Origin of the sequence: Streptomyces pseudogriseolus, assembly GCA_002154585.1 — a bacterium.
In the GTDB taxonomy this organism is placed as follows: Bacteria; Actinomycetota; Actinomycetes; order Streptomycetales; family Streptomycetaceae; genus Streptomyces; species Streptomyces pseudogriseolus.
Genome location: MUNG01000098.1, coordinates 11905 through 32231, shown reverse-complemented (window position 1 = coordinate 32231; position 20327 = coordinate 11905). Strand labels below are relative to the sequence as shown.

The window sequence follows — 20327 nt, the reverse complement described above, 5'->3', positions numbered from 1 at the left end:
GCGCGCGCCCGGACGACGGCGGCAGGCTGCCGCCCAGCGCGGGCAGTCGTGCCTCCCCCAGTGCCTTGAGGGCCTGGGAGGTACCCCCAGGGCGATGGGGGTACCTCCCGCTCGAGCGAAGCCGAGAGTGCGGCACGGGTGGGCGCGGCGGCACCTCGTCGGCGCCGAGGTGCGCAGACACCCCCGGCCAGCACCAACACCCGGTGCCTGGAGGTGGGGCGCAGACACCCCGGGCCCCGACACCCCCGCACAACGAATCACCGCAAACCGCGTCCGAGACGCAACGACCACCGCCCCGGTGCGCAACAGCTCCTCCTTGTCCGGCGCAGCCACCCGCCCGTACCTTCATGGGTGCCCCCAACCCCCCGCCGAGGACCACCCATGCGCACCGCCCTGCTCCAAAGCTCCGGCCACCCCGGCCACGTCGCCGAGAACCTCAAGGCTCTCGACGACGCCGCCGCCCGCGCGGCCGCGACGGGCGCGGGCCTGCTGGTGACGTCGGAGCTGTTCCTCACCGGGTACGCCATCGGCGACGACCTCGGCCGCCTCGCCGAGCCCGCCGACGGCGACGCCGCCGGCCAGGTCGCCGAGACCGCCGCCCGCCACGGCCTCGCCGTCGCCTACGGGTACCCCGAGCGCGCCGGCGACACCGTGTACAACTCTGTGCAGCTCATCGGCCCCGACGGCACCCGTCTCGCGAACTACCGCAAGACCCACCTCTACGGCTGCTTCGAGCACGACCACTTCACCCCGGGTGAGGACACGGTCGTCCAGGCCGAGCTGAACGGCCTCACCGTCGGCCTGATGATCTGCTACGACGTGGAGTTCCCGGAGAACGTCCGCGCCCACGCCCTCGCCGGCACCGACCTGCTGGTCGTGCCCACGGCCCAGCTGCACCCGTACCAGTTCGTCGCCGAGTCCGTGGTGCCCGTGCGGGCCTTCGAGAGTCAGCTGTACATCGCCTACGTCAACCGGGTCGGTGTCGAGGGCGAGTTCGAGTTCGTGGGGCTGTCCACGCTGGCCGGGCCCGACGGGGTCGCCCGCGTCCGCGCCGGCCGGGACGAGGAACTGCTCCTCGCCGACGTCGACCCGGTGCTTCTCGCCGCGTCCCGCGAGGCCAATCCGTATCTGCGGGACCGTCGGCCCCGTCTCTACGGGTCCCTCGTCTGATCTTTCACCACTGCAAGGAGTCCGTACCCCATGACGTCCACGGTGCCCAACGCCGTCGAGCACGCCGACGAGCAGCAGCCGCCGATCACCATGTTCGGGCCTGACTTCCCGTACGCGTACGACGACTTCCTGGCCCACCCCGCCGGGATCGGGCAGGTGCCCGCCACCGAGCACGGCACCGAGGTCGCCGTCATCGGCGGCGGGCTGTCCGGGATCGTCGCCGCCTACGAGCTGATGAAGATGGGGCTCAAGCCGGTCGTGTACGAGGCCGACCGGATCGGCGGGCGGCTGCGGACCGTCGGGTTCGAGGGGTGTGATCCGTCGCTGACGGCGGAGATGGGCGCCATGCGGTTCCCGCCGTCCTCCACGGCGTTGCAGCACTACATCGACCTGGTGGGGCTGGAGACCCGGCCCTTCCCCAATCCGCTGGCCGAGGCGACCCCGTCGACCGTCGTGGATCTGAAGGGCGAGTCGCACTACGCGGAGACGATGGCCGACCTGCCGCAGGTCTACCGTGACGTGGCCGACGCCTGGGCGCGGTGTCTGGAGGAGGGGGCCGACTTCTCCGACATGAACCGAGCCCTGCGCGAGCGGGATGTGCCGCGGATCCGGGAGATCTGGTCGCGGCTGGTGGAGAAGCTCGACAACCAGACCTTCTACGGGTTCTTGTGCGAGTCCGAGGCGTTCAGGTCGTTCCGGCACCGGGAGATCTTCGGGCAGGTCGGATTCGGGACCGGGGGGTGGGACACCGACTTCCCGAATTCCATCCTGGAGATTCTGCGGGTCGTCTACACCGAGGCCGATGATCACCACCGGGGGATCGTCGGCGGGTCGCAGCAGCTGCCGCTCAGGCTGTGGGAGCGTGAGCCCGAGAAGATCGTCCACTGGCCCTACGGCACGTCGCTGAAGTCGCTGCACATGGACGGGGAGCCGCGGCCCGCCGTCACGCGGCTGGGGCGGACCGCCGGGAACGGGATCACCGTGACCGATGCCCGCGGTGACATCCGTACGTACCGGGCCGCCGTCTTCACCGCGCAGTCCTGGATGCTGCTGTCGAAGATCGACTGCGACGACTCGCTCTTCCCGATCGACCACTGGACCGCCATCGAGCGCACCCATTACATGGAGTCCAGCAAGCTGTTCGTGCCCGTCGACCGGCCGTTCTGGCTCGACAAGGACGCGGACACCGGGCGGGACGTCATGTCGATGACGCTCACCGACCGCATGACCCGCGGCACCTATCTGCTGGACAACGGTCCCGACAAGCCCGCGGTCATCTGCCTGTCGTACACGTGGTGCGACGACAGTCTGAAGTGGCTGCCGCTGTCCGCCAACGAGCGGATGGAGGTCATGCTGAAGTCCCTCGGCGAGATCTATCCGAAGGTCGACATCCGGAAGCACATCATCGGCAGCCCGGTGACCGTCTCCTGGGAGAACGAGCCGTACTTCATGGGCGCGTTCAAGGCGAACCTGCCGGGGCACTACCGCTACCAGCGGCGGCTGTTCACGCACTTCATGCAGGACCGGCTGCCGGAGGACAAGCGGGGCCTGTTCCTCGCCGGCGACGACATCTCGTGGACGGCGGGCTGGGCCGAGGGCGCCGTGCAGACCGCGCTCAACGCGGTGTGGGGCGTGATGCACCAGCTCGGGGGCGCCACCGACCCGTCAAACCCGGGCCCTGGCGACCTGTACGACGAGATCGCGCCCGTCGAACTCCCGGAGGACTGAGGTCAGTCGGGCAGCGGGGTGAGCAGCATGCGGCTCGCGAACCCCACCGCGGTGTCCAGCTGTTCGACGAACTCCGTCGCCATGTCGGGCAGTCGGCGCAGCGCCCACAGGGCGCGCGCCGCCGTCCAGGCCGCGTCCCGGGCGCGGTCCAGGCTCCACGCGCCGAGCAGATGGGTCAGCGGGTCGGTGATGCTCAGCACCTCCGGGCCGGGTACCAGCTCGTCGCGGATGCGCTCCTCCAGCGACAGGACGATCTCGCCCACGGCCTCGAACTCGTCCTCCAGGTCGACGGGTTCGCAGCCGAGCGTACGGCAGGTGTCCACGACGGCCAGCGCGAGGTCGTGCCCGATGTGCGCGTTGATGCCCGCCAGCGCGAACTGCACCGGACGTACGCCGGGATGGCGGCGGAAGTGGAACAGCGGACGCCAGCAGGCGGGGGGACGCCGGCCCTCCGCCGCCGCGTCGACGGCGGCCAGGTAGCGGTCGGCGAACCGTACGTCCAGGGTGATCACCGCACGGGTGTCGGGGAACAGACCGGCGTCGATGCGCCGGTCCACCGCGCGTGTCACGGTCAGGTAGACACGGTTGAAGACCGCGACCCCGTCCCGCGCGGGCAGGGCCGCGTCGAGGGCGCGCATACGGGCGACGACCCCGTCGACCGGGGTGAGGACTTGTTCGCATTGCGCCATGAGCGCAGGGTGACACCTTTAGTCTGACTTCAGTGGCGGCGGGCCCGGCGCTTCCCCGGAACGAGGGAACGCGCCTCCGCCGTGGGGGAGGGGGAAGCACAAGGTGGCAGGCTCGCGTGCCCGGAGACTGTCCGCGCGCCGTGCGGAGCGCCGGCGTGCCGCGCGGAGGGCCACGATGGTCGCGGTGGCCTCGGTCGTGGTGGCGGCCGGCAGCGTGTCCGGGGTGATCTCGGCGGCCGGACAGGGGCGGGACGTCCCGGAGGCCCGGCCCGTGGCGTCCGCGTCGCCCCGTCCCGTGCCGCTGCCCGCCGTGCCCTCGGCGTCCCCGTCCGCCACGGTGTCCGCCTCGCCGTCCGTCCAGCCGAAGCGGTCGCCGTCCGCCTCGGCCGGTGCGCGGAAGGAGCGCCGTGCTGTTCCGTCCGCGCGGCTCTACCGGCATCCCGCGTCCCGGGTCCTCGACTGGGTGCGGGCGCACCCCGACGATCCGCGCCGGGCGGTCATCGAGTCGCGGATAGCCGACCGGCCGGCGGCCGTCTGGTTCGCGGACTGGTCGCCGGACACCGTCACCGCGCGGGTGCGGGCCGTGACGTCGGGCGGGGCCGCGCAGGGGCGGGTGCCCGTCGTCGTGCCGTACGCGATCCCCGGGCGGGACTGCGGCGGCCACTCCGAGGGCGGCGCCCCGGACCTGGGCGCCTACGACGACTGGATCGACCGGTTCGCCGCCGGGCTCGGCAGCGGGGAGGTCGTGGTCATCCTCGAGCCCGACTCGGTCGCGCAGGCCGACTGTCTGTCCGCCGGGCAGCGGGAGCGGCGGTTCGCCTCGCTGGCCCGCGCCGGACGGGTGCTCAAGAAGGCCAACCCCCGCGCCCGTGTCTACTACGACGCGGGGCACTCCGGCTGGCACACGCCCGCCAAGCAGGCGGACCTGCTGCGGCAGGCGGGGGCCGCCTCGCGCGACTCGTCGGACGGCGTCTTCAGCAACGTGTCCAACTTCCACGCCACCGCCGACGAGATCGCCTACGACCGTGCCGTGCTCGACGCCCTCGGCGGGACGGGCCTCGGCGCGGTGATCGACACCAGCCGCAACGGAAACGGCGCCCCCGCCGACGGCGAGTGGTGCGACCCCGCGGGCCGCGCGCTGGGCCGGGCCCCGACGCTCGCCACCGGCGAGGCCCGCATCGACGCCTACCTGTGGGTGAAGCTCCCCGGCGAGTCCGACGGCTGCAAGGGCGCGCCGGGGACCTTCAGCCCGTCGTACGCCTACGACCTGGCCCGCTGATCCTCGCCCGTGTCGTAGGAGGACGTGCCCTCGTCGAGCAGCGGCTGCTGCGTCTTGAGGTGGGCGGGCGCGAAGGCGCGCAGCGCGTGGTAGCCGGTGATGACGACGACCGTGCCGAGGGCGATGCCGCTCAGCGAGAAGGTGTCGGTGAACTCCATGGACACGTTGCCGACGCCGATGATGATGCCCGCCGCGGCCGGCACCAGGTTCAGCGGATTGCGCAGGTCCACCTTGGCGTTGAGCCAGATCTGCGCGCCGAGCAGGCCGATCATGCCGTACAGGATGACGGTGATGCCGCCCAGCACACCGCCGGGGACGGCCGCGACGACCGCGCCGAACTTGGGGCACAGGCCGAACAGCAGGGCGAAGCCGGCGGCGGCCCAGTAGGCGGCGGTTGAGTAGACGCGGGTGGCGGCCATCACGCCGATGTTCTCGGAGTAGGTGGTGTTGGGCGGGCCGCCGACCGCGGTGGACAGCATGGAGCCGATGCCGTCGGCGGAGATGGCCGTGCCGAGCTTGTCGTCGAGGTTGTCGCCGGTCATCTCGCCGACCGCCTTCACATGGCCCGCGTTCTCGGCGATCAGCGCGATGACCACCGGCAGGGCGACCAGGATCGCCGACCACTCGAAGGACGGTCCGTGGAAGTCGGGCAGGCCGATCCAGTCGGCCCGGCCCACGGCGGACAGGTCCAGGCGCCAGTGGTCGGTGACCTTGCCGCTCGCGTCGGCGGAGTGGATCTGCCCGAAGATCCGGTCCTGCGCCCAGGACAGCACGTACCCGAAGATCAGGCCGAGGAAGATCGCGATGCGGGACCAGAAGCCGCGCAGGCAGACCACGGCCAGTCCGGTGAACAGCATCACGGCCAGCGCGGTCCACTGGTCCTGCGGCCAGTACGTCGAGGCGGTCACCGGGGCCAGGTTGAAGCCGATCAGCATCACCACCGCGCCGGTCACCACGGGCGGCATGGCCGCGTGGATGATCCGCGCGCCGAAGCGGCGCACCGCGAGGCCCACCAGGAACAGCGCGCCGCCCACCACGAACACCGCGCCCGTCACCGTGGCGCTGGAGCCGCCGTCCGCCCGGATCACGGCGGCGACGCCGACGAAGGAGAGCGAGCAGCCCAGGTAGCTGGGCACCCGGCCGCGGGTGGCCAGCAGGAAGACGACGGTCGCGACGCCCGACATCATGATCGCCAGGTTGGGGTCGAGGCCCATGAGGACGGGCGCCACGAAGGACGCGCCGAACATGGCGACCACGTGCTGGGCGCCGAGGCCCGCGGTGCGCGGCCAGGAGAGGCGCTCGTCGGGGCGGACCACCGCCCCGGGTGCCGGAGTGCGTCCGTCTCCGTGCAGTTTCCAGCGGACGCCGAGATCCATGGGTTGTCGCTTTCGTCGTGCGGCCAGCGTGTCCGGACCATTGTGCGGCCCGCCGGGGAGTGGTTCGCACAGGTGGGCGGGCCCCCGGCGGCCGCTGAGCGTCCGCTTAGGATGAGGGCACGCCGTCGATCGATGCACACGGCACCGATCCCGTACGTCCCAGGAGCACCGCCCGTGACCGCCGAAGCCCCGCCCGCCCCCGCCCTCACCCACGGCCGGCTGATCCCCGTGACCGTCCACTTCGACGACCTCGACGCGCTGGGGCTGCTGCACAACGCCCGCTACCCGCTGCTCGTCGAGCGCGCCTGGTCCGAGCTGTGGCAGGCCAACGGCATTGCCTTCGACGGCGACTGGGTGGCCGCCGGCGACGCCTGCAACGCGGTCAAGGAACTGCGCCTGACCTACGAGGCCCCGGTGACCCGGCCCGGCGCCTACGCCGTCCACCTGTGGCTGGACCGGCTCGGCACCACCGGGCTCACCTACGGCTTCCGGTTCTGCTCGGCGGACGGCGCGGTGACCTACGCCCGGGGCAGCCGGGTGCTGGTGCGGCTGGACGCCACGACCCTGCGCCCGGCGCCCTGGAGCGAGGGGTTCAGGAACGCGGCTCGGGAACTGCTGCGTCCGGACGCGTGACCTTCACCCGGTCGCCCGCGCGCAGCACCCCGGCGAAGCCCGCGATGCCGCAGGTCAGCAGCGTCACCAGTACGAACGACACCATCAGGCTGGTCGCCTGGGCCAGCATGCCGATGGCGCTCGGGGCGATCAGCCCCGAGGTGTAGGTGATGGTCGCCACGCCCGCGATGGCCAGGCTCGGGTTGGCGCCGCTGCGGCCGGCCGCGGCGAAGCAGAGCGGGACGACGACGGCGATGCCGAGGCCCATCAGCGCGAACCCGGTCATCGCGACGGCGGGGTGGCCGGCGAGCACGATCAGCAGGCCGCCGAGCAGGGCGACCGCACCGCTCGCGCGGACCGTGCGCACCGCGCCGTAGCGGTCCACGACCCGGTCGCCGGCGATGCGGGCGACCGCCATGGTGAGGGTGAAGCCGGTGGTGCAGGCGGCCGCGAGGCCCGCAGAGGTCTCCAGCTGGTCGCGCAGATAGACCGCCGACCAGTCCAGGCTCGCCCCCTCGGCGAACACCGCGCAGAAGCCGATCGCGCCGATGAGCAGCGCCGAGCGGGGCGGCAGCGCGAACCGGGGCGGCGGCTCCTCGTCCTCGGCCGGCTGGAGGTCGAGCACCCAGGCGCAGGCCGCGAAGCCCACGACCGTCAGCACGGAGGCCGCCAGCGCGTGGTGCAGCCGGGCGTCCGCACCCAGGTGCGCGGCGAGCGTGCCGGCCGCCGAGCCGACGACCGCGCCGACGCTCCACATGCCGTGCAGGCCCGACATGATCGACCGGTCGAGCCGGTTCTCCACCTCGACACCGAGGGCGTTCATCGCCACGTCCGACATGCCCGCCGTGGCGCCGTAGACGAACAGGGCCAGACAGAGGGTCAGCAGGTTGGGGGCGAGGGACGGCAGGACGAGCGCCAGCGTCCACAGGGCGAGCAGACCGCGCAGCGCGGTGCGGGCGCCGAAACGGTGCGAGATGCTGCCCGCGAGCGGCATCGCCAGCGACGCGCCCAGCGCGGGGAAGGCCAGCGCCAGGCCCAACTGCCCGGCGCTGACGCCCGCGTGGTCCTGGATCCAGGGGACCCGGGTCGCGAACGAACCGGTGACCGCGCCGTGCACGGCGAACACCGCGCCCACGGCGTACCGCGCCCGTCTCACCTCGCGTGGCGCGTGAACCACTGCACTCATCGGCCTGCCCCTCCCTGATCCATCGCTGTCGTGTGTGTCGCGCCGCCGGGCGTGTGCGTTCCCGCTCCGTCGTGTGCGCTGGCGTAAACTATCAGGAACCCTGCCTGAAAGAAACGGGGTATCCCGGGGCACGGCACCCGCCGGCCGGGCCCGCCGATCTGGAAGGATCCCGGCATGGCCGCATCCCCGAGCACCGCCCGAGCCATCAACGACCGGCTCGCCCTGCGCCTGCTCCAGCATGAGGGCCCGCTGACCGCCGGGCAGTTGAAAGAGCTCACCGGGCTCTCCCGGCCCACCGTCGCCGACCTCGTCGAACGCCTCACCGCCGCCGGACTGATCGAGGTCGCCGGCGAGGCCCGCGCCCAACGCCGGGGCCCCAACGCCAAGCTCTACGGCATCGTCGCCGGCCGCGCCCACCTCGCCGCCCTGGACGTGCGCACCGAGGGCGTCGCCCTCGTCGTGTCCGATCTGGTCGGCGGGGTGCTCGCCGAGGCCTCCCTGCCCATCGCCGACGACACCGGCACCGGACCCGCGGTCGAGCAGGCCGTCGCCCTGGTCGAGCGGACGGCCAAGGAGGCGGGCGCCGACCGGCTGCACACGGTCGGCATCGGCGCGCCCGGCCTGATCGACCCCGCGACCGGCGAACTCCGCGACTCCACCGGCCTGCCGGAGTGGCACCGGCGCCTGGTCGCCGCGCTCCAGGAACGGCTGCCCGAGGCCCGGGTCAGCGTCGAGAACGAGACCAATCTCGCCGCGCTCGCCGAGCAGCGCGACGGGGCCGCGAGCGACCGGGACACCTTCGTGCTGCTGTGGCTGGGCCACGGCACCGGCGCCGCCGTGATCCTCGACGGAACCCTGCGCCGGGGCGCCTCCGGCGGCACCGGCGAGATCGGCTTCCTCCCCGTTCCGGGCACCCGGGGCCTGCCGTCGGCCACCGACTGCACCGGCGGCTTCCACTCCCTGGCCGGCGCGGCGGCGGTCGCGCGGCTCGCGGCCGAGCACGGCATCGCGCCGGACCCCGGGGCCGGCCCGGAGGCGGCGGGCGCGGTACGGGCGGCCGTCTCCGCCCCGGGGAACCCGGCGCACGCCCGTTTCCTCGACACCCTGGCCGACCGGGTCGCCGTGGGCGTCGCCTCCGTGGTCGCGCTGCTCGACCCCGGGTGCGTGGTCCTGGGCGGCGAGCTCGGCCAGGCGGGCGGCACGGAGTTGGCGGCCCGCGTCCAGGACCGCCTCACCACGATGTCCCCGCTCCCCGTCGAGGTGCGCCCCAGCACCCTGGGCGGAGGAGCGGTCCTCCGAGGCGCCCTCCTGACGGCCCGCGACCACGCCCAGGACGAACTGTTCGGGGTGCCGGGGCACTGAGCGGGTTCCGGGCGGGACGCCCGCGTTCGGTCGCCGCCTACCGGCGCGCCCCCGTCACGGCCAACCGCTTCGTCAGGTAGTCCTCGAACGTGCCCGTGCCGACCGCGTGGTCCGGGGCCAGGTGGCCGCCGGCGCGGAAGGCCTCGTACGCCGCTCCGCGCAGCGGAATCTTCACCACCGCGCGGCGGCGGCCGGCCGCCGCGAGGTACGCGCGGGCCAGGGACTCGAAGGTGCGCACCTCGGGGCCGCCCATGTCGTCGGCGCGTCCCGCGGGTGCGCCCTGGGCCAGCTCGGCCAGGCGGGCCGCGACCTCCGTGACCTCCACCGGCTGGTCCTTCACCCGGGCGGGCAGCGGCATCACCGGCGACGCCGACATGCCCTGGAACAGCCGGTACAGCAGGTCGTGGAACCGGGTGGCGCGCAGCACCGTCCAGCCGATGCCGGAGTCCTCGATCTGCCGTTCCACCGCCAGCTTGGTGCGGTAGTAGGGGTACGGCACCCGGTCCACGCCGACGATCGACATGTAGACGAGGTGCTCCACCCCGGCCCGCCGCGCCGCGGTGATCAGGCTGCGCGCGGCCTGTTCGTCGCCGCCGCGCGCCGAGGTGGCGCAGTGCACGACGGTGCTCGCGCCTTCCAGGGCCCGGTCCAGCGCGATGCCGCCCTCGCGCAGGTCGACGGCGTAGGGCGGGGTGCTGCGGCTGAGTACCCGTACCTCGTGGCCTGCCGTCCGCAGCCGCCCGACGACGGGGCGGCCGAGGGTTCCGGTGCCGCCGGTCACCACGATCGAGGTCATGCTGGCTCACGTCCCTTCGGACACCGGCGCCCTGGGGGGAGTCGTGCACGGCGCCGTACGGGATCAAGCTACGCCGGGCCCGGCGCGGGGCGCATCCGCGGGCGGCGTGGTGAGGCCCGGCGGCGGGCAAGGGCCGTCGTCACCGCCGCCGGGCCGGTCTGGGAGGTGGCTCGGACACTAAGAGGACTAGACCAGTTGGGTCAATAGGCGTGGATCACTCGCCGGATGCGGGAGGGGGCGCCAAGGGGGCGCACGAGCGGGGCAGTTGTGCATCGCGCGACCCTCGGTTGCCTCCACGTAGCGCGCTGTGACCCACTCCACAGCACTCACCCGCGTGGCCGAGTCACGGCCGTGGCAGACTGGGGCTGTACCAGTAGCAGCGCACTCCGGGGTCGGTGAAAGTCCGAACCGGCGGTTACAGTCCGCGACCCGGTCGCCTCCAGCGACCGGTTGACCAGGTGAAATTCCTGGACCGACGGTTAAAGTCCGGATGGGAGGCAGTGCGCGGCGGGCGGGCATCCATGCGCGCCGCCGTACCGGTTCGTCCTTCGGGCGAACCCCGTCCGGCGTCGCCCCCGGTGTCCTCGCCCGTGTTCCTGTCGTCATCGACAGCCCCGGAGTCCGTGCCCGAAGAGGCAGGAGGACCCGGGAAGTGTTCACCGGAATCGTCGAAGAGCTGGGCGAGATCACCGCCGTCGAGACCCTCGGCGACGCCTGTCGCTTCCGGCTGCGCGGCCCCGTGGTCACCCAGGGCGCGAAACACGGCGACTCCATCGCCGTCAACGGCGTGTGCCTCACCGTCGTCGAGCACGAGGGCGACGAGTTCACCGCCGACGTCATGGCGGAGACCCTGAACCGCTCCAGCCTCGGCGCCCTCGCCGTCGGCTCCCGCGTCAACCTCGAGCGGCCCACCGCCGTGGGCGACCGCCTCGGCGGCCACATCGTGCAGGGCCATGTCGACGGCACCGGCGAGATCCTCGACCGCACCCCGTCCGAGCACTGGGAGATCGTGAAGATCTCCCTCCCCGCGCACCTGAGCCGCTACGTCGTGGAGAAGGGCTCCATCACCGTCGACGGCATCAGCCTCACCGTCGTCGACGCCGGGCGCGACCACTTCACCGTCAGCCTCATCCCCACCACCCTCGCCCTGACCACCCTCGGCATCAAGAAGCCCGGGGACCCGGTCAACCTCGAGGTGGACGTCATCGCCAAGTACGTCGAGCGGATGCTCGGCGACCGCGTCGCGGGCGAGGAGGCCTCCCGGTGAACTGGCTCAACTCCGAGGCCTTCACCCTGTTCGACCAGCACATCAAGTGGTCGGACATGATCGGCAACGTGATCGGCCTGATCGCCCTCGCCCTCGGCTGGCGCCGCTCCCTGTGGACCTGGCCCGCCCAGTTCCTCTCCGGGCTCATCCTCTTCACCGCGTTCGCCACCGCCCACCTCTCCGGCAGCGCCGGCAAGCAGGTCGTCGTCATGCTCGTCGCCGCCTGGGGCTTCTGGCAGTGGAACCGCGGCCGGCGGCAGGCGCAGGACGGCTCCGTCGCCGTACGGTTCGCGACCTGGCGGGAGCGGGGCGCGCTGCTCGCCGGGGCCGCCCTCGGCACCCTCGCCGTCGGAGGCCTTTTCACCGCCTACCCGTCCCTGTCCTGGGACCCCTGGCCGGACGCCTACATCTTCGTCGGCACGGTCGTCGCGATGTACGCCCAGGCGCGCGGCATGGTCGAGTTCTGGTTCGCCTGGCTGCTCGTCGACCTCGTCGGCGTCCCGCTGAACTTCGCCAACGGCTTCGCCTTCTCCGGCTTCGTCTACGTCATCTACGGCGCGCTCGTCCTGTGGGGCATGCGCGACTGGTGGCTGCGCTCCCGCGACGCGCGGCCCGCACTGGAAGGAGCGCCCGCATGAGCACGGCACCTGTCCTTTACGACGCCGAGGACCTCGGCCTCCGCCTCGACCCCGTCGAGCAGGCGATCGCCGACATCGCCGCCGGCCGCCCCGTGGTGGTCGTCGACGACGAGAACCGGGAGAACGAGGGCGACCTGATCGTCGCCGCCGAGAAGGTGACCGAGGAGATCGTCGCCTTCATGATGACCGAGTGCCGCGGCATGATCTGCGCCCCCATGACGGGCGAGGAGCTCGACCGGCTGGGCATCCCGCAGATGGTGGCGCAGAACACCGAGTCGATGCGCACCGCGTTCACCGTCACCGTCGACGCCTCCGCCGCGCACGGCGTGACCACCGGCATCTCCGCCTCCGACCGGGCCACCACCCTCCGGCTGCTGGCCGGCGGCACCGCCGGGCCGGACGACTTCGTCCGCCCCGGCCACATCTTCCCGCTGCGCGCCCGCCCCGGCGGCGTGCTGGAGCGCGACGGCCACACCGAGGCCGCCGTCGACCTCGCCCGCCTCGCGGGACTGCGCCCGGCCGGCGCCATCGTGGAGATCGCCGGCGAGGACGGCCGCATGCTGCGCCTGCCCGAACTGGTCCCGTTCGCCCGCAAGCACGGCCTGTCGATCATCTCCATCGAGGACCTGATCGCCTACCGGCGCGGCAGCGAGCCCACCGTCCGCCGCGAGGCCGAGGTCCGGCTGCCCACCGCCCACGGCACGTTCACCGCGTACGGCTTCCGCTCCACCGCCGACGGCGTCGAGCACGTCGCGCTGGTGCACGGCGACCTCGGCGACGGCGCGGACGTCCTCGTCCGCATGCACTCCGAGTGCCTCACCGGCGACGTCTTCGGCTCCCAGCGCTGCGACTGCGGCCCCCAGCTCGACGCCTCCCTGGACCGCATCCAGCAGGAGGGCCGGGGCGTCGTCGTCTACCTGCGCGGCCACGAGGGACGCGGCATCGGCCTGATGTCCAAGCTGCGCGCCTACGAACTCCAGGAGCGCGGCCGCGACACCCTCGACGCCAACCTGGAGCTCGGCCTGCCCGCCGACGCCCGCGACTACGCGGCCGGCGCGCAGATCCTCGCCGACCTCGGCGTCCGCAGCGTCCGCCTGATGACCAACAACCCCGACAAGTCCGACGCGCTCGCCCGCCACGGCATCGACGTCCTGAGGCGCGAGCCGATGCCCGTCACCGCGAGCGAGCACAACCTCCGCTACCTGCGCACCAAGCGGGACCGGATGGGCCACGACCTGCCCTGGCTGGACACGCCGACCGTGCCCGCCTGCGGCAACCAGTAACGAGAACCACGAGGAGAGACGTGAGCGGCAAGGGTGCACCGGAGCTGACGGTACGCAACGTGGGTGATCTTCGGGTCGCCGTCGTCGCGGCACAGTGGCACGAGAAGGTGATGGACGGCCTGGTCGACGGCGCGCTGCGCGCCCTGCACGACCTCGGCATCGACGAGCCGACCCTGCTGAGGGTCCCCGGCAGCTGGGAACTGCCCGTCGTCGCCAAGGTCCTGGCCGGCCGGGGCTACGACGCGATCGTCGCCCTCGGCGTCGTCATCAGGGGCGGCACACCCCACTTCGACTACGTGTGCCAGGGCGTCACCCAGGGACTTACCCAGGTGTCCGTCGACACCGGAGTGCCCGTCGGCTTCGGTCTGCTCACCTGTGACAACGAGGAGCAGGCCCTCGACCGGGCCGGACTGCCCGGTTCCAGCGAGGACAAGGGCCACGAGGCGGTCACCGCGGCCGTCGCCACCGCCGCATGCCTGCGCTCGGTGTCCGAACCCTGGCGGTGAGCAGTCCCCGTCACCGCGTAGGGTAAGGACCACCATGTCCAAGAAGACGTTCGAGGAGCTCTTCACCGAGCTCCAGCACAAGGCCGCCCACGGGGACCCCGCCACCTCCCGCACCGCCGAGCTGGTGGACAAGGGCGTCCATGCCATCGGCAAGAAGGTCGTCGAGGAGGCCGCCGAGGTCTGGATGGCCGCCGAGTACGAGGGCAAGGAGGCGGCCGCCGAGGAGATCTCGCAGCTGCTGTACCACGTCCAGGTGATGATGGTCGCCCGCGGCATCTCCCTCGACGACGTCTACGCCCACCTGTAGAAGACCCCCGCCCCGCCCACCCCTTCACGCAAAGGAAGCCGACCTCATGCTGCGCATCGCCGTCCCCAACAAGGGTTCCCTGTCAGGCCCTGCGGCGGAGATGCTGCATGAGGCCGGCTACCAGCAGCGGCGGGAGTCCAAGGAGCTGCGGATCGTCGACCCGGTCAACGAGGTCGAGTTCTTCTACCTCCGCCCCCGCGACATCGCGATCTACGTCGCCTCCGGCCGGCTGGACATCGGCATCACCGGCCGCGACCTGCTGATCGACTCGGGAGCCGACGCCGAGGAGATCCTGCCGCTCGGCTTCGCCCGCTCCACCTTCCGCTTCGCCGCGAAGCCCGGCACGGTCACCACTCCCGCCGATCTCGCCGGCAAGACCGTCGCCACCTCCTACGAGGGCATCGTCGCCGCGCACCTCGCGGAGCACGGCATCGACGCCTCCGTCGTCCACCTCGACGGCGCGGTCGAGACCGCCATCCAGCTCGGCGTCGCCCAGGTCATCGCGGACGTCGTCGAGACCGGCACGTCCCTGCGCAACGCGGGCCTGGAAGTCGTCGGCGACCCGATCATGACCTCCGAGGCCGTCGTCGTCCGCCGTACCGGCACCGACGGCGAGGACCCCAAGGTGCGGCAGTTCCTGCGCCGCCTCCAGGGCGTCCTGGTCGCCCGCACGTACGTGATGATGGACTACGACTGCCGGGTCGAGCAGCTGGAGAAGGCCGTCGCCCTGACCCCCGGCCTGGAGTCCCCGACCGTCTCGCCGCTGCACAACGAGGGCTGGGTCGCCGTCCGCGCGATGGTCCCGTCCAAGGAGGCACAGCGCATCATGGACGACCTGTACGACATCGGGGCCCGCGCCATCCTCACCACGGCGATCCACGCCTGCCGTCTCTGAGGGGGGGGGCCACCACCGTGTCCGGCACCGAACTCCCGGCGCTGCCCGTCACGTTCCGGCCCGGCCGCACCCGCGCCGTGCTGCTCACCGCGGGCGTCGCGCTGTTCGTCGTCGTCAGCCTGATCGGGCTGCTCCTGAACGGGCTCGGCCCGGGGGAGCGGATCAGCTTCGTGTTCACCGCCGCGCTGCTGGCCGGTGTGCTGTTCCTGCTGGCCCGGCCGAAGGTCGTCGCCGACGGGACGGGCGTCACGGTCGTCAACATCGTGCACCGGCGCCGTCTGGAGTGGGCGGAAATCCTTCAGGTGAACCTCCGCTCGGGTGATCCCTGGGTCTTCCTCGACCTCAGCGACGGCACCAGCCTGCCCGCGCTCGGCATCCAGCCCGGCATCGCCCGGCAGCGCGCGGTCGCCGACGCCCGCGCGCTGCGGGCCCTCGCCGAGGCGCACTCCGCGCCCGAGGCCGAGGCGCCCCGCGACTGACGCGAGACATCCGTCACCGTCGCGTCGTGGAAAACGGACCTGCCGCAGTCGCCCCTGTCTTGATTAATCTGTGGGGCGGAGGCGCGCCGACAGCGCCTCCGCCCCTGCCGCCCCGCCCGGTGCGCCGAGGGGCCCCAGCTATCCGAGGAGTGACCCTCTCCGGCGATGGACGGATCGTCCTGCAGTACCTGCGCCGCCCCCTGCCGACATAGCGCTCACCGCCCGGTGGGCGCGCATGCGGAGGCGGCGGCACCATGAGCACCCCCCTGCTGCTTCTCGCAGCCGCGTTCCTGCTGATCCTGGCCAACGGATTCTTCGTGGCCGCCGAGTTCGGCCTCGTCACCGTCGAGCGGGCGGACGCCGAGGAGGCCGCCGCGGCCGGCGACCGGCGCGCCCACCGCGTCGTCGCGTCCCTGCGTGAACTGTCGTTCCAGCTCTCCGGCACCCAGCTCGGCATCACCATCACCTCCCTGGTCGTCGGCATGCTGGCCGAACCGGCCCTGGCCCAGCTGCTGGACGGCCCGCTCACCGGCGCCGGCCTGCCCGAGGGCGCGGTCCCCGGCGTGTCCGTCGTGATCGGCATGCTGCTCGCCTCCGCCGTGCAGATGGTGATCGGCGAGCTCGTGCCGAAGAACTGGGCGGTGTCCCGGCCGATGCAGGTCGCGCGCTTCGTCGCCGGCCCGCAGCACGCCTTCGCCCGTCTGTTCCGACCGGTCATCGCCGGACTGAACGCCGTGGCCAACCGGCTCGTGCGGGCCCTGGGCGTCGAGCCCGCCGAGGAGCTCGCCTCCGCCCGCACCCCCGGCGAGCTGGTCTCCCTGGCCCGGCACTCCGCCCGCGCGGGCGCCCTCGAACAGGACACGGCGGACCTCTTCGTCCGCACCCTGTCCCTGGGCGAGCTGACCGCCCAGCACGTCATGACCCCGCGGGTGCGGGTCAGCGCCCTCCAGGCCTCCGCGACCGCGGAGGACGTCGTCAACCTCACTCGCGCCACCGGCCTGTCCCGCTTCCCCGTGTACCGGGAGCGGATCGACGAGATCGCCGGCATGGTCCACCTCAAGGACGCCCTCGCCGTCCCCGCGCACGAACGGCTGCGCACCCCGGTCGCCCGCATCGCCCGTCCGGCGCTGCTGGTCCCCGAGACCCTGCCGGTGCGCCCGCTGCTCACCCGGCTGCGCAGCGAGCAGCCCATCGCGGTCGTCGTCGACGAGTACGGCGGCACCGCCGGCGTCGTCACGCTCGAGGACATCGTCGAGGAGATCGTCGGCGAGGTGCGCGACGAGCACGACGGACAGGACGTGCCCGAACTCGCCCCGGCCCCGCCGGAGGACGGCAACCCCGCCTGGGACGTCGACGGCGGCGCCCGGGTCGACCTGCTGCGCCGCATAGGACTGGAGGTCCCCGAGGGCCCCTACGAGACGGTGGCCGGCCTGGTCGCCGATCTGCTCGGCCGGATCCCGGCCGTGGGGGACCGCACGGAACTGCCGGGCTGGCGGCTGTCGGTGCGCCGGGTCGGCCACTACCGCGCCGAACGCGTCCGCCTGGTCCGCACGGCCCGGGCGCCTCTCGCGGAGGCCGCCGGATGAGCGTCCTGCAACTGCTGTTCGCCGCACTGCTCGTGCTCGCCAACGGCTTCTTCGTCGGCGCCGAGTTCGCCCTGGTGTCGGTCCGCCGCAGCCAGATCGAACCGCTCGGCACCGCCCGCGCCCGCCAGGTGCTGTACGGCCTGGAGCATCTGCCGCACATGATGGCGGCCGCCCAGTTCGGCATCACCGTCTGCTCGCTCACCCTGGGCGCGGTCGCCGAACCGACCGTGGCCAAGCTGCTCGAGCCGGTGTTCGCGTGGATGCACCTGCCGCACGGGGTGATCCACCCGCTCGGCTACGTCATCGCGCTCGCCGCCGTGGTCTTCTTCCACCTCGTCATCGGCGAGATGGTCCCGAAGAACCTGGCGATGGCCGCGCCCGAGAAGGCGGCCCTGTGGCTCAGCCCGGGACTGGTGTGGTTCGCGCGCCTGTGCAAGCCGGTCACCGTCGCCCTCGGCGCCTGCGCCCAGGGCGTCCTGCGGCTCTTCCACGTGGAGCCCAAGGACGAGGTGGAGGCCGTCTTCACCAGCGAGCAGCTCAACCGGCTGGTGGAGGACGCCGGCCAGGCCGGCCTGCTCGACCCGGAGGAGGCGGAGCGCCTGGAGGACGCCCTGGAGCTGGGCTCGCGCCCGGTGACGGACGTCCTGCTGCGCCGCGAGACCCTGGTGACGGTCACCCCGGCGGTCACACCGGGGCAGATCGTGGAGCTGACCGCCCGCACCGGGTACTCGCGCTTCCCGGTGGCCGCCGAGGGCGGCGCCTTCATGGGCTATCTGCACGTCAAGGACGTCCTGGACCTGGAGGACGCCGACCGGGCCGTCCCGCAGCGGCTGTGGCGCCCGATGACGACCCTGCGTCCCGAACTCCCGCTGGACGACGCCCTCACGGTGATGCGCCGCGCGGCCACCCATCTGGCCCAGGTGTCGGACGTGTCCGGCAAGGTGCTGGGACTGGTCGCCCTGGAGGACGTGCTGGAGATGCTCGTCGGCGAGGTGCGCGACCCCGCCCACCGGGAGGTCACGCTCACCCCGCAGCGGGCGAGCGGGACGCCGGAGGAGGCGATGGCCACCTGACCGGGGGCCTCACGTCGGTACGCCCGTCGCGGTCCTACGGCCCCGACGGGTCCGACGGGCCCCGCCCCGACAGCACCTCCCCGTACGCCTGCATCAGGTCCGGCAGCCGCAGGGTCGCCAGGTCCTCCCGGGACAGCGGCCCCGGGTACGCCGACAGCCGCAGGTCGCGGTAGGCACAGCTCTTCTCGTACAGGGTGCGCAGGAACCGGCCGTTGCCCAGCTCGTCGATCCACCCCTGGTCCACCACGTGCCCGGCGATGGAGCGCAGCTCGTCCACGGCCTCCTCGTCCCACACGTCGCCGTTCTCCGCGGCAAGCACCTCGCCGATCCGCGTCAGCTCCAGCGGCCGGTACGAGGGGAAGTCGACGCGGGTGGTGAAACGGGACGACAGCCCGGGGTTGGCCGCCAGCAGCCGGTCCATGCCCTCCGGGTAGCCGGCCAGGATCACCACCAGGTGGTCGCGGTTGTCCTCGGCCCGCTTCAGCAGCACCTGGAGCGCCTCGTCGCCGTACGCGTCGCCTTTGCCGTAGCCCGAGTTCGACAGGGAGTAGGCCTCGTCGACGAAGAGCACCCCGCCGAGCGCGGAGTCGATCAGCTCGTTGGCCTTCACCGCCGTCTGCCCGAGGTACTCGCCGACCAGGTCCGCCCGCTGGGCCTCCACCAGATGGTCGCCGCCGAGCAGTCCGAGGGCGTAGAAGACCCGGCCGAGGATGCGGGCGACGGTGGTCTTGCCCGTGCCGGAGGGGCCGGAGAAGACGAAGTGCCGCTTCGGCGGCTGCACCGGCAGCCCCTGGCCGGCCCGCAGCCGCGCCATGTTGAGCTGCGCGGACAACGCCTTGACCTGGCGCTTCACCGGTTCCAGGCCGACCATGCGCTCCAGTTCGGCGAGCGCCTCCTCCAGCAGCGCCGGGTCGGTGGGCCCCGCCGGCAGCACCGGGCCCGAACCGCCGGAGCGTTCGCGCACCCCGGACCCGCCGAACGACGGCATCGGCGGAGGGACGGGGTCCGCGTCGGACAGCCGCAGGTCGCGGCCCTCCGTCCCGAACAGCGGGTCCAGCGTGTCGGGGCCGTCCACGGCGTCCTGCCCGGCACCGGTGAGGGTGATCGCGGCCAGGTCGGCGGAGTCGTCGTAGCCGTCGCCCTCGGCGATCGCCGCGAGCCGGGCTGCGGTGTCCATGAAGGCCGGATCGACCCGGTGCACCGCCCGGTACAGGGGGAGCGCGGCGGCGCTGCGGCCCGTGCCCTCACGGGCGCGCGCCAGCCAGTAGCGCAGCTCCTTGCGCTGCGGCTGCTCGCTGCGGCACCGCATCAGTGCCGCCGCCAGCAGCGGCTCCGCCTGCCCGTACATCTCCAGGCGCACCCGGGCCATGCCGCCGAACAGGCCCGCCTCGATGCCCAGCAGCGGGTCGTCGACGAGCGGGTCGGTGTGCCGGACCAGCTGCTCCCAGTCCTTGACGAGGTAGGCGCGGCAGGCGTGCAGGAAGCGCACCTGCGGGTCGGCGTCCACCGGAGGCAGTCCGGCGAGCGCGCGGTCCAGCTCGGGGACGTGCCGCCCGTCCAGCCAGTGCGAGGCGTGGGCGAGCAGCAGGTCGCGCGGGGTCTCCAGGACGGGCTGCACCCACCAGCCCAGCCAGTACCAGGAGTTGAGGGTGCGGTCGTGCCGCGTGCGCTGCTCGCCGAAGCGGTCGCGGTGGCGGAACATCCGCAGCAGCGCGGTCGTCGTGTCGACGCGCAGCGCGTGCAGCCCGAGCCAGCCGTCGGCCATTCCCGGGTCGATCCGTACGGCGGTCCGGAACTCCTCCTCCGCCTGCGGATAGGCGCCCATCGCGTACGCGTCCACGCCCCGCAGCCAGGCGAGGTCGGCCGGGGCCTGCGCGCCGAAGTCCATCACGTCCCCCACAAACCGTGCCCCCGTCGGTGTGCCGGCCGGCCCCTCGGCCGCCGGCGCCCTGTGGCCGAACCGCTGTGCCGCGGACCGGAGTTGCAAGGTGCGCGAAGCTTCGTCGCCGGTCGCACCGAGGGCATCGTACCTGCGGGGGCGCCGCGTCCGCAGGGTGCGGAGCAGGTGAAACGGAGAGGGAAAGGGGGCGCGTGG

19 protein-coding genes and 1 riboswitch are annotated in these 20327 nt (G+C 72.9%); of the genes, 14 read left to right on the top strand and 5 right to left on the bottom strand.

Annotation, left to right across the window (positions count from 1 at the left end):
- Window positions 1–381 precede the first annotated feature (381 nt).
- Both CCN29_RS10630 and CCN29_RS10625 read left to right on the top strand, forming a co-directional pair.
- The gene (locus tag CCN29_RS10630; RefSeq protein ID WP_086681218.1) at window positions 382–1170 is read left to right on the top strand and encodes a carbon-nitrogen hydrolase family protein; all 789 of its coding nucleotides are present in this window, start codon (window positions 382–384) and stop codon (window positions 1168–1170) included.
- A gap of 30 nt (window positions 1171–1200) precedes the next feature.
- On the top strand, window positions 1201–2898 hold the full coding sequence (locus CCN29_RS10625) for a flavin monoamine oxidase family protein (RefSeq protein WP_006136635.1): 1698 nt from the start codon (window positions 1201–1203) through the stop codon (window positions 2896–2898).
- A 2-nt stretch (window positions 2899–2900) separates the two neighbouring features.
- Here the strand turns inward: CCN29_RS10625 and CCN29_RS10620 are convergent, their stop codons facing one another.
- A complete protein-coding gene (locus CCN29_RS10620) occupies window positions 2901–3587 on the bottom strand; it encodes a DUF5995 family protein (protein WP_086681216.1) in 687 nt (228 codons plus the stop codon).
- Window positions 3588–3762: 175 nt separating this feature from the next.
- Between CCN29_RS10620 and CCN29_RS10615 the strand changes: the two genes are divergently transcribed.
- The gene (locus CCN29_RS10615; RefSeq protein WP_086681214.1) at window positions 3763–4866 is read left to right on the top strand and encodes a glycoside hydrolase family 6 protein; all 1104 of its coding nucleotides are present in this window, start codon (window positions 3763–3765) and stop codon (window positions 4864–4866) included.
- Here the strand turns inward: CCN29_RS10615 and CCN29_RS10610 are convergent.
- Window positions 4848–6242 carry a uracil-xanthine permease family protein gene (locus tag CCN29_RS10610; RefSeq protein WP_006136638.1) on the bottom strand — a complete coding sequence of 465 codons (1395 nt, stop codon included), beginning with the start codon at window positions 6240–6242 and terminating at the stop codon, window positions 4848–4850. The genes CCN29_RS10615 and CCN29_RS10610 overlap by 19 nt on opposite strands.
- Window positions 6243–6416: 174 nt before the next feature.
- Between CCN29_RS10610 and CCN29_RS10605 the strand changes: the two genes are divergently transcribed.
- A complete protein-coding gene (locus tag CCN29_RS10605; protein WP_006136639.1) occupies window positions 6417–6875 on the top strand; it encodes an acyl-CoA thioesterase in 459 nt (152 codons plus the stop codon).
- Here the strand turns inward: CCN29_RS10605 and CCN29_RS10600 are convergent.
- Entirely contained in the window at window positions 6835–8040 is a 1206-nt protein-coding gene (locus CCN29_RS10600) for an MFS transporter (RefSeq protein ID WP_086681212.1), read from the bottom strand. The two genes, CCN29_RS10605 and CCN29_RS10600, sit on opposite strands and share 41 nt — an antisense overlap.
- Window positions 8041–8214: 174 nt before the next feature.
- On the opposite strand from CCN29_RS10600, the gene CCN29_RS10595 reads away from it, so the two are divergent.
- Complete coding sequence (locus tag CCN29_RS10595) at window positions 8215–9402, top strand: ROK family transcriptional regulator (protein ID WP_006136641.1); 1188 nt, start codon at window positions 8215–8217, stop codon at window positions 9400–9402.
- A 37-nt stretch (window positions 9403–9439) separates the two neighbouring features.
- On the opposite strand, the gene CCN29_RS10590 is transcribed toward CCN29_RS10595, so the two are convergent.
- Window positions 9440–10198 (bottom strand): SDR family oxidoreductase, encoded by a 759-nt coding sequence (locus CCN29_RS10590; RefSeq protein WP_086681210.1) that lies wholly within the window; start codon window positions 10196–10198, stop codon window positions 9440–9442.
- A 377-nt stretch (window positions 10199–10575) separates the two neighbouring features.
- Window positions 10576–10706: riboswitch (FMN riboswitch) on the top strand.
- Window positions 10707–10850: 144 nt separating this feature from the next.
- Between CCN29_RS10590 and CCN29_RS10585 the strand changes: the two genes are divergently transcribed.
- The 9 genes from CCN29_RS10585 to CCN29_RS10545 all read left to right on the top strand — a co-directional run bounded on the left by CCN29_RS10585 (window position 10851) and on the right by CCN29_RS10545 (window position 18232).
- A complete protein-coding gene (locus tag CCN29_RS10585; protein WP_006136643.1) occupies window positions 10851–11465 on the top strand; it encodes a riboflavin synthase in 615 nt (204 codons plus the stop codon).
- A complete protein-coding gene (locus tag CCN29_RS10580; protein ID WP_006136644.1) occupies window positions 11462–12103 on the top strand; it encodes a nicotinamide mononucleotide transporter family protein in 642 nt (213 codons plus the stop codon). Before CCN29_RS10585 ends, CCN29_RS10580 begins: the two co-directional genes overlap by 4 nt.
- Complete coding sequence (locus CCN29_RS10575; protein WP_086681208.1) at window positions 12100–13386, top strand: bifunctional 3,4-dihydroxy-2-butanone-4-phosphate synthase/GTP cyclohydrolase II; 1287 nt, start codon at window positions 12100–12102, stop codon at window positions 13384–13386. Before CCN29_RS10580 ends, CCN29_RS10575 begins: the two co-directional genes overlap by 4 nt.
- Window positions 13387–13406: 20 nt before the next feature.
- Complete coding sequence (gene ribH, locus CCN29_RS10570; protein WP_006136646.1) at window positions 13407–13892, top strand: 6,7-dimethyl-8-ribityllumazine synthase; 486 nt, start codon at window positions 13407–13409, stop codon at window positions 13890–13892.
- 34 nt (window positions 13893–13926) lie between these two features.
- Window positions 13927–14199 carry a phosphoribosyl-ATP diphosphatase gene (locus tag CCN29_RS10565; protein WP_004990764.1) on the top strand — a complete coding sequence of 91 codons (273 nt, stop codon included), beginning with the start codon at window positions 13927–13929 and terminating at the stop codon, window positions 14197–14199.
- Window positions 14200–14245: 46 nt separating this feature from the next.
- Window positions 14246–15094, top strand: coding sequence for an ATP phosphoribosyltransferase (hisG, locus tag CCN29_RS10560; RefSeq protein WP_006136647.1), 849 nt, complete (start codon window positions 14246–14248; stop codon window positions 15092–15094).
- Window positions 15095–15111: 17 nt separating this feature from the next.
- Window positions 15112–15573: a PH domain-containing protein gene (locus CCN29_RS10555; RefSeq protein WP_006136648.1), complete on the top strand. Its 462-nt coding sequence runs from the start codon at window positions 15112–15114 to the stop codon at window positions 15571–15573.
- A 254-nt stretch (window positions 15574–15827) separates the two neighbouring features.
- Window positions 15828–17159: a hemolysin family protein gene (locus CCN29_RS10550; protein ID WP_006136649.1), complete on the top strand. Its 1332-nt coding sequence runs from the start codon at window positions 15828–15830 to the stop codon at window positions 17157–17159.
- Complete coding sequence (locus CCN29_RS10545; protein WP_006136650.1) at window positions 17156–18232, top strand: hemolysin family protein; 1077 nt, start codon at window positions 17156–17158, stop codon at window positions 18230–18232. Before CCN29_RS10550 ends, CCN29_RS10545 begins: the two co-directional genes overlap by 4 nt.
- Window positions 18233–18266: 34 nt before the next feature.
- On the opposite strand, the gene CCN29_RS10540 is transcribed toward CCN29_RS10545, so the two are convergent.
- Window positions 18267–20120 (bottom strand): AAA family ATPase, encoded by a 1854-nt coding sequence (locus CCN29_RS10540; protein ID WP_086681206.1) that lies wholly within the window; start codon window positions 20118–20120, stop codon window positions 18267–18269.
- Between the last annotated feature and the right edge of the window lie 207 nt (window positions 20121–20327).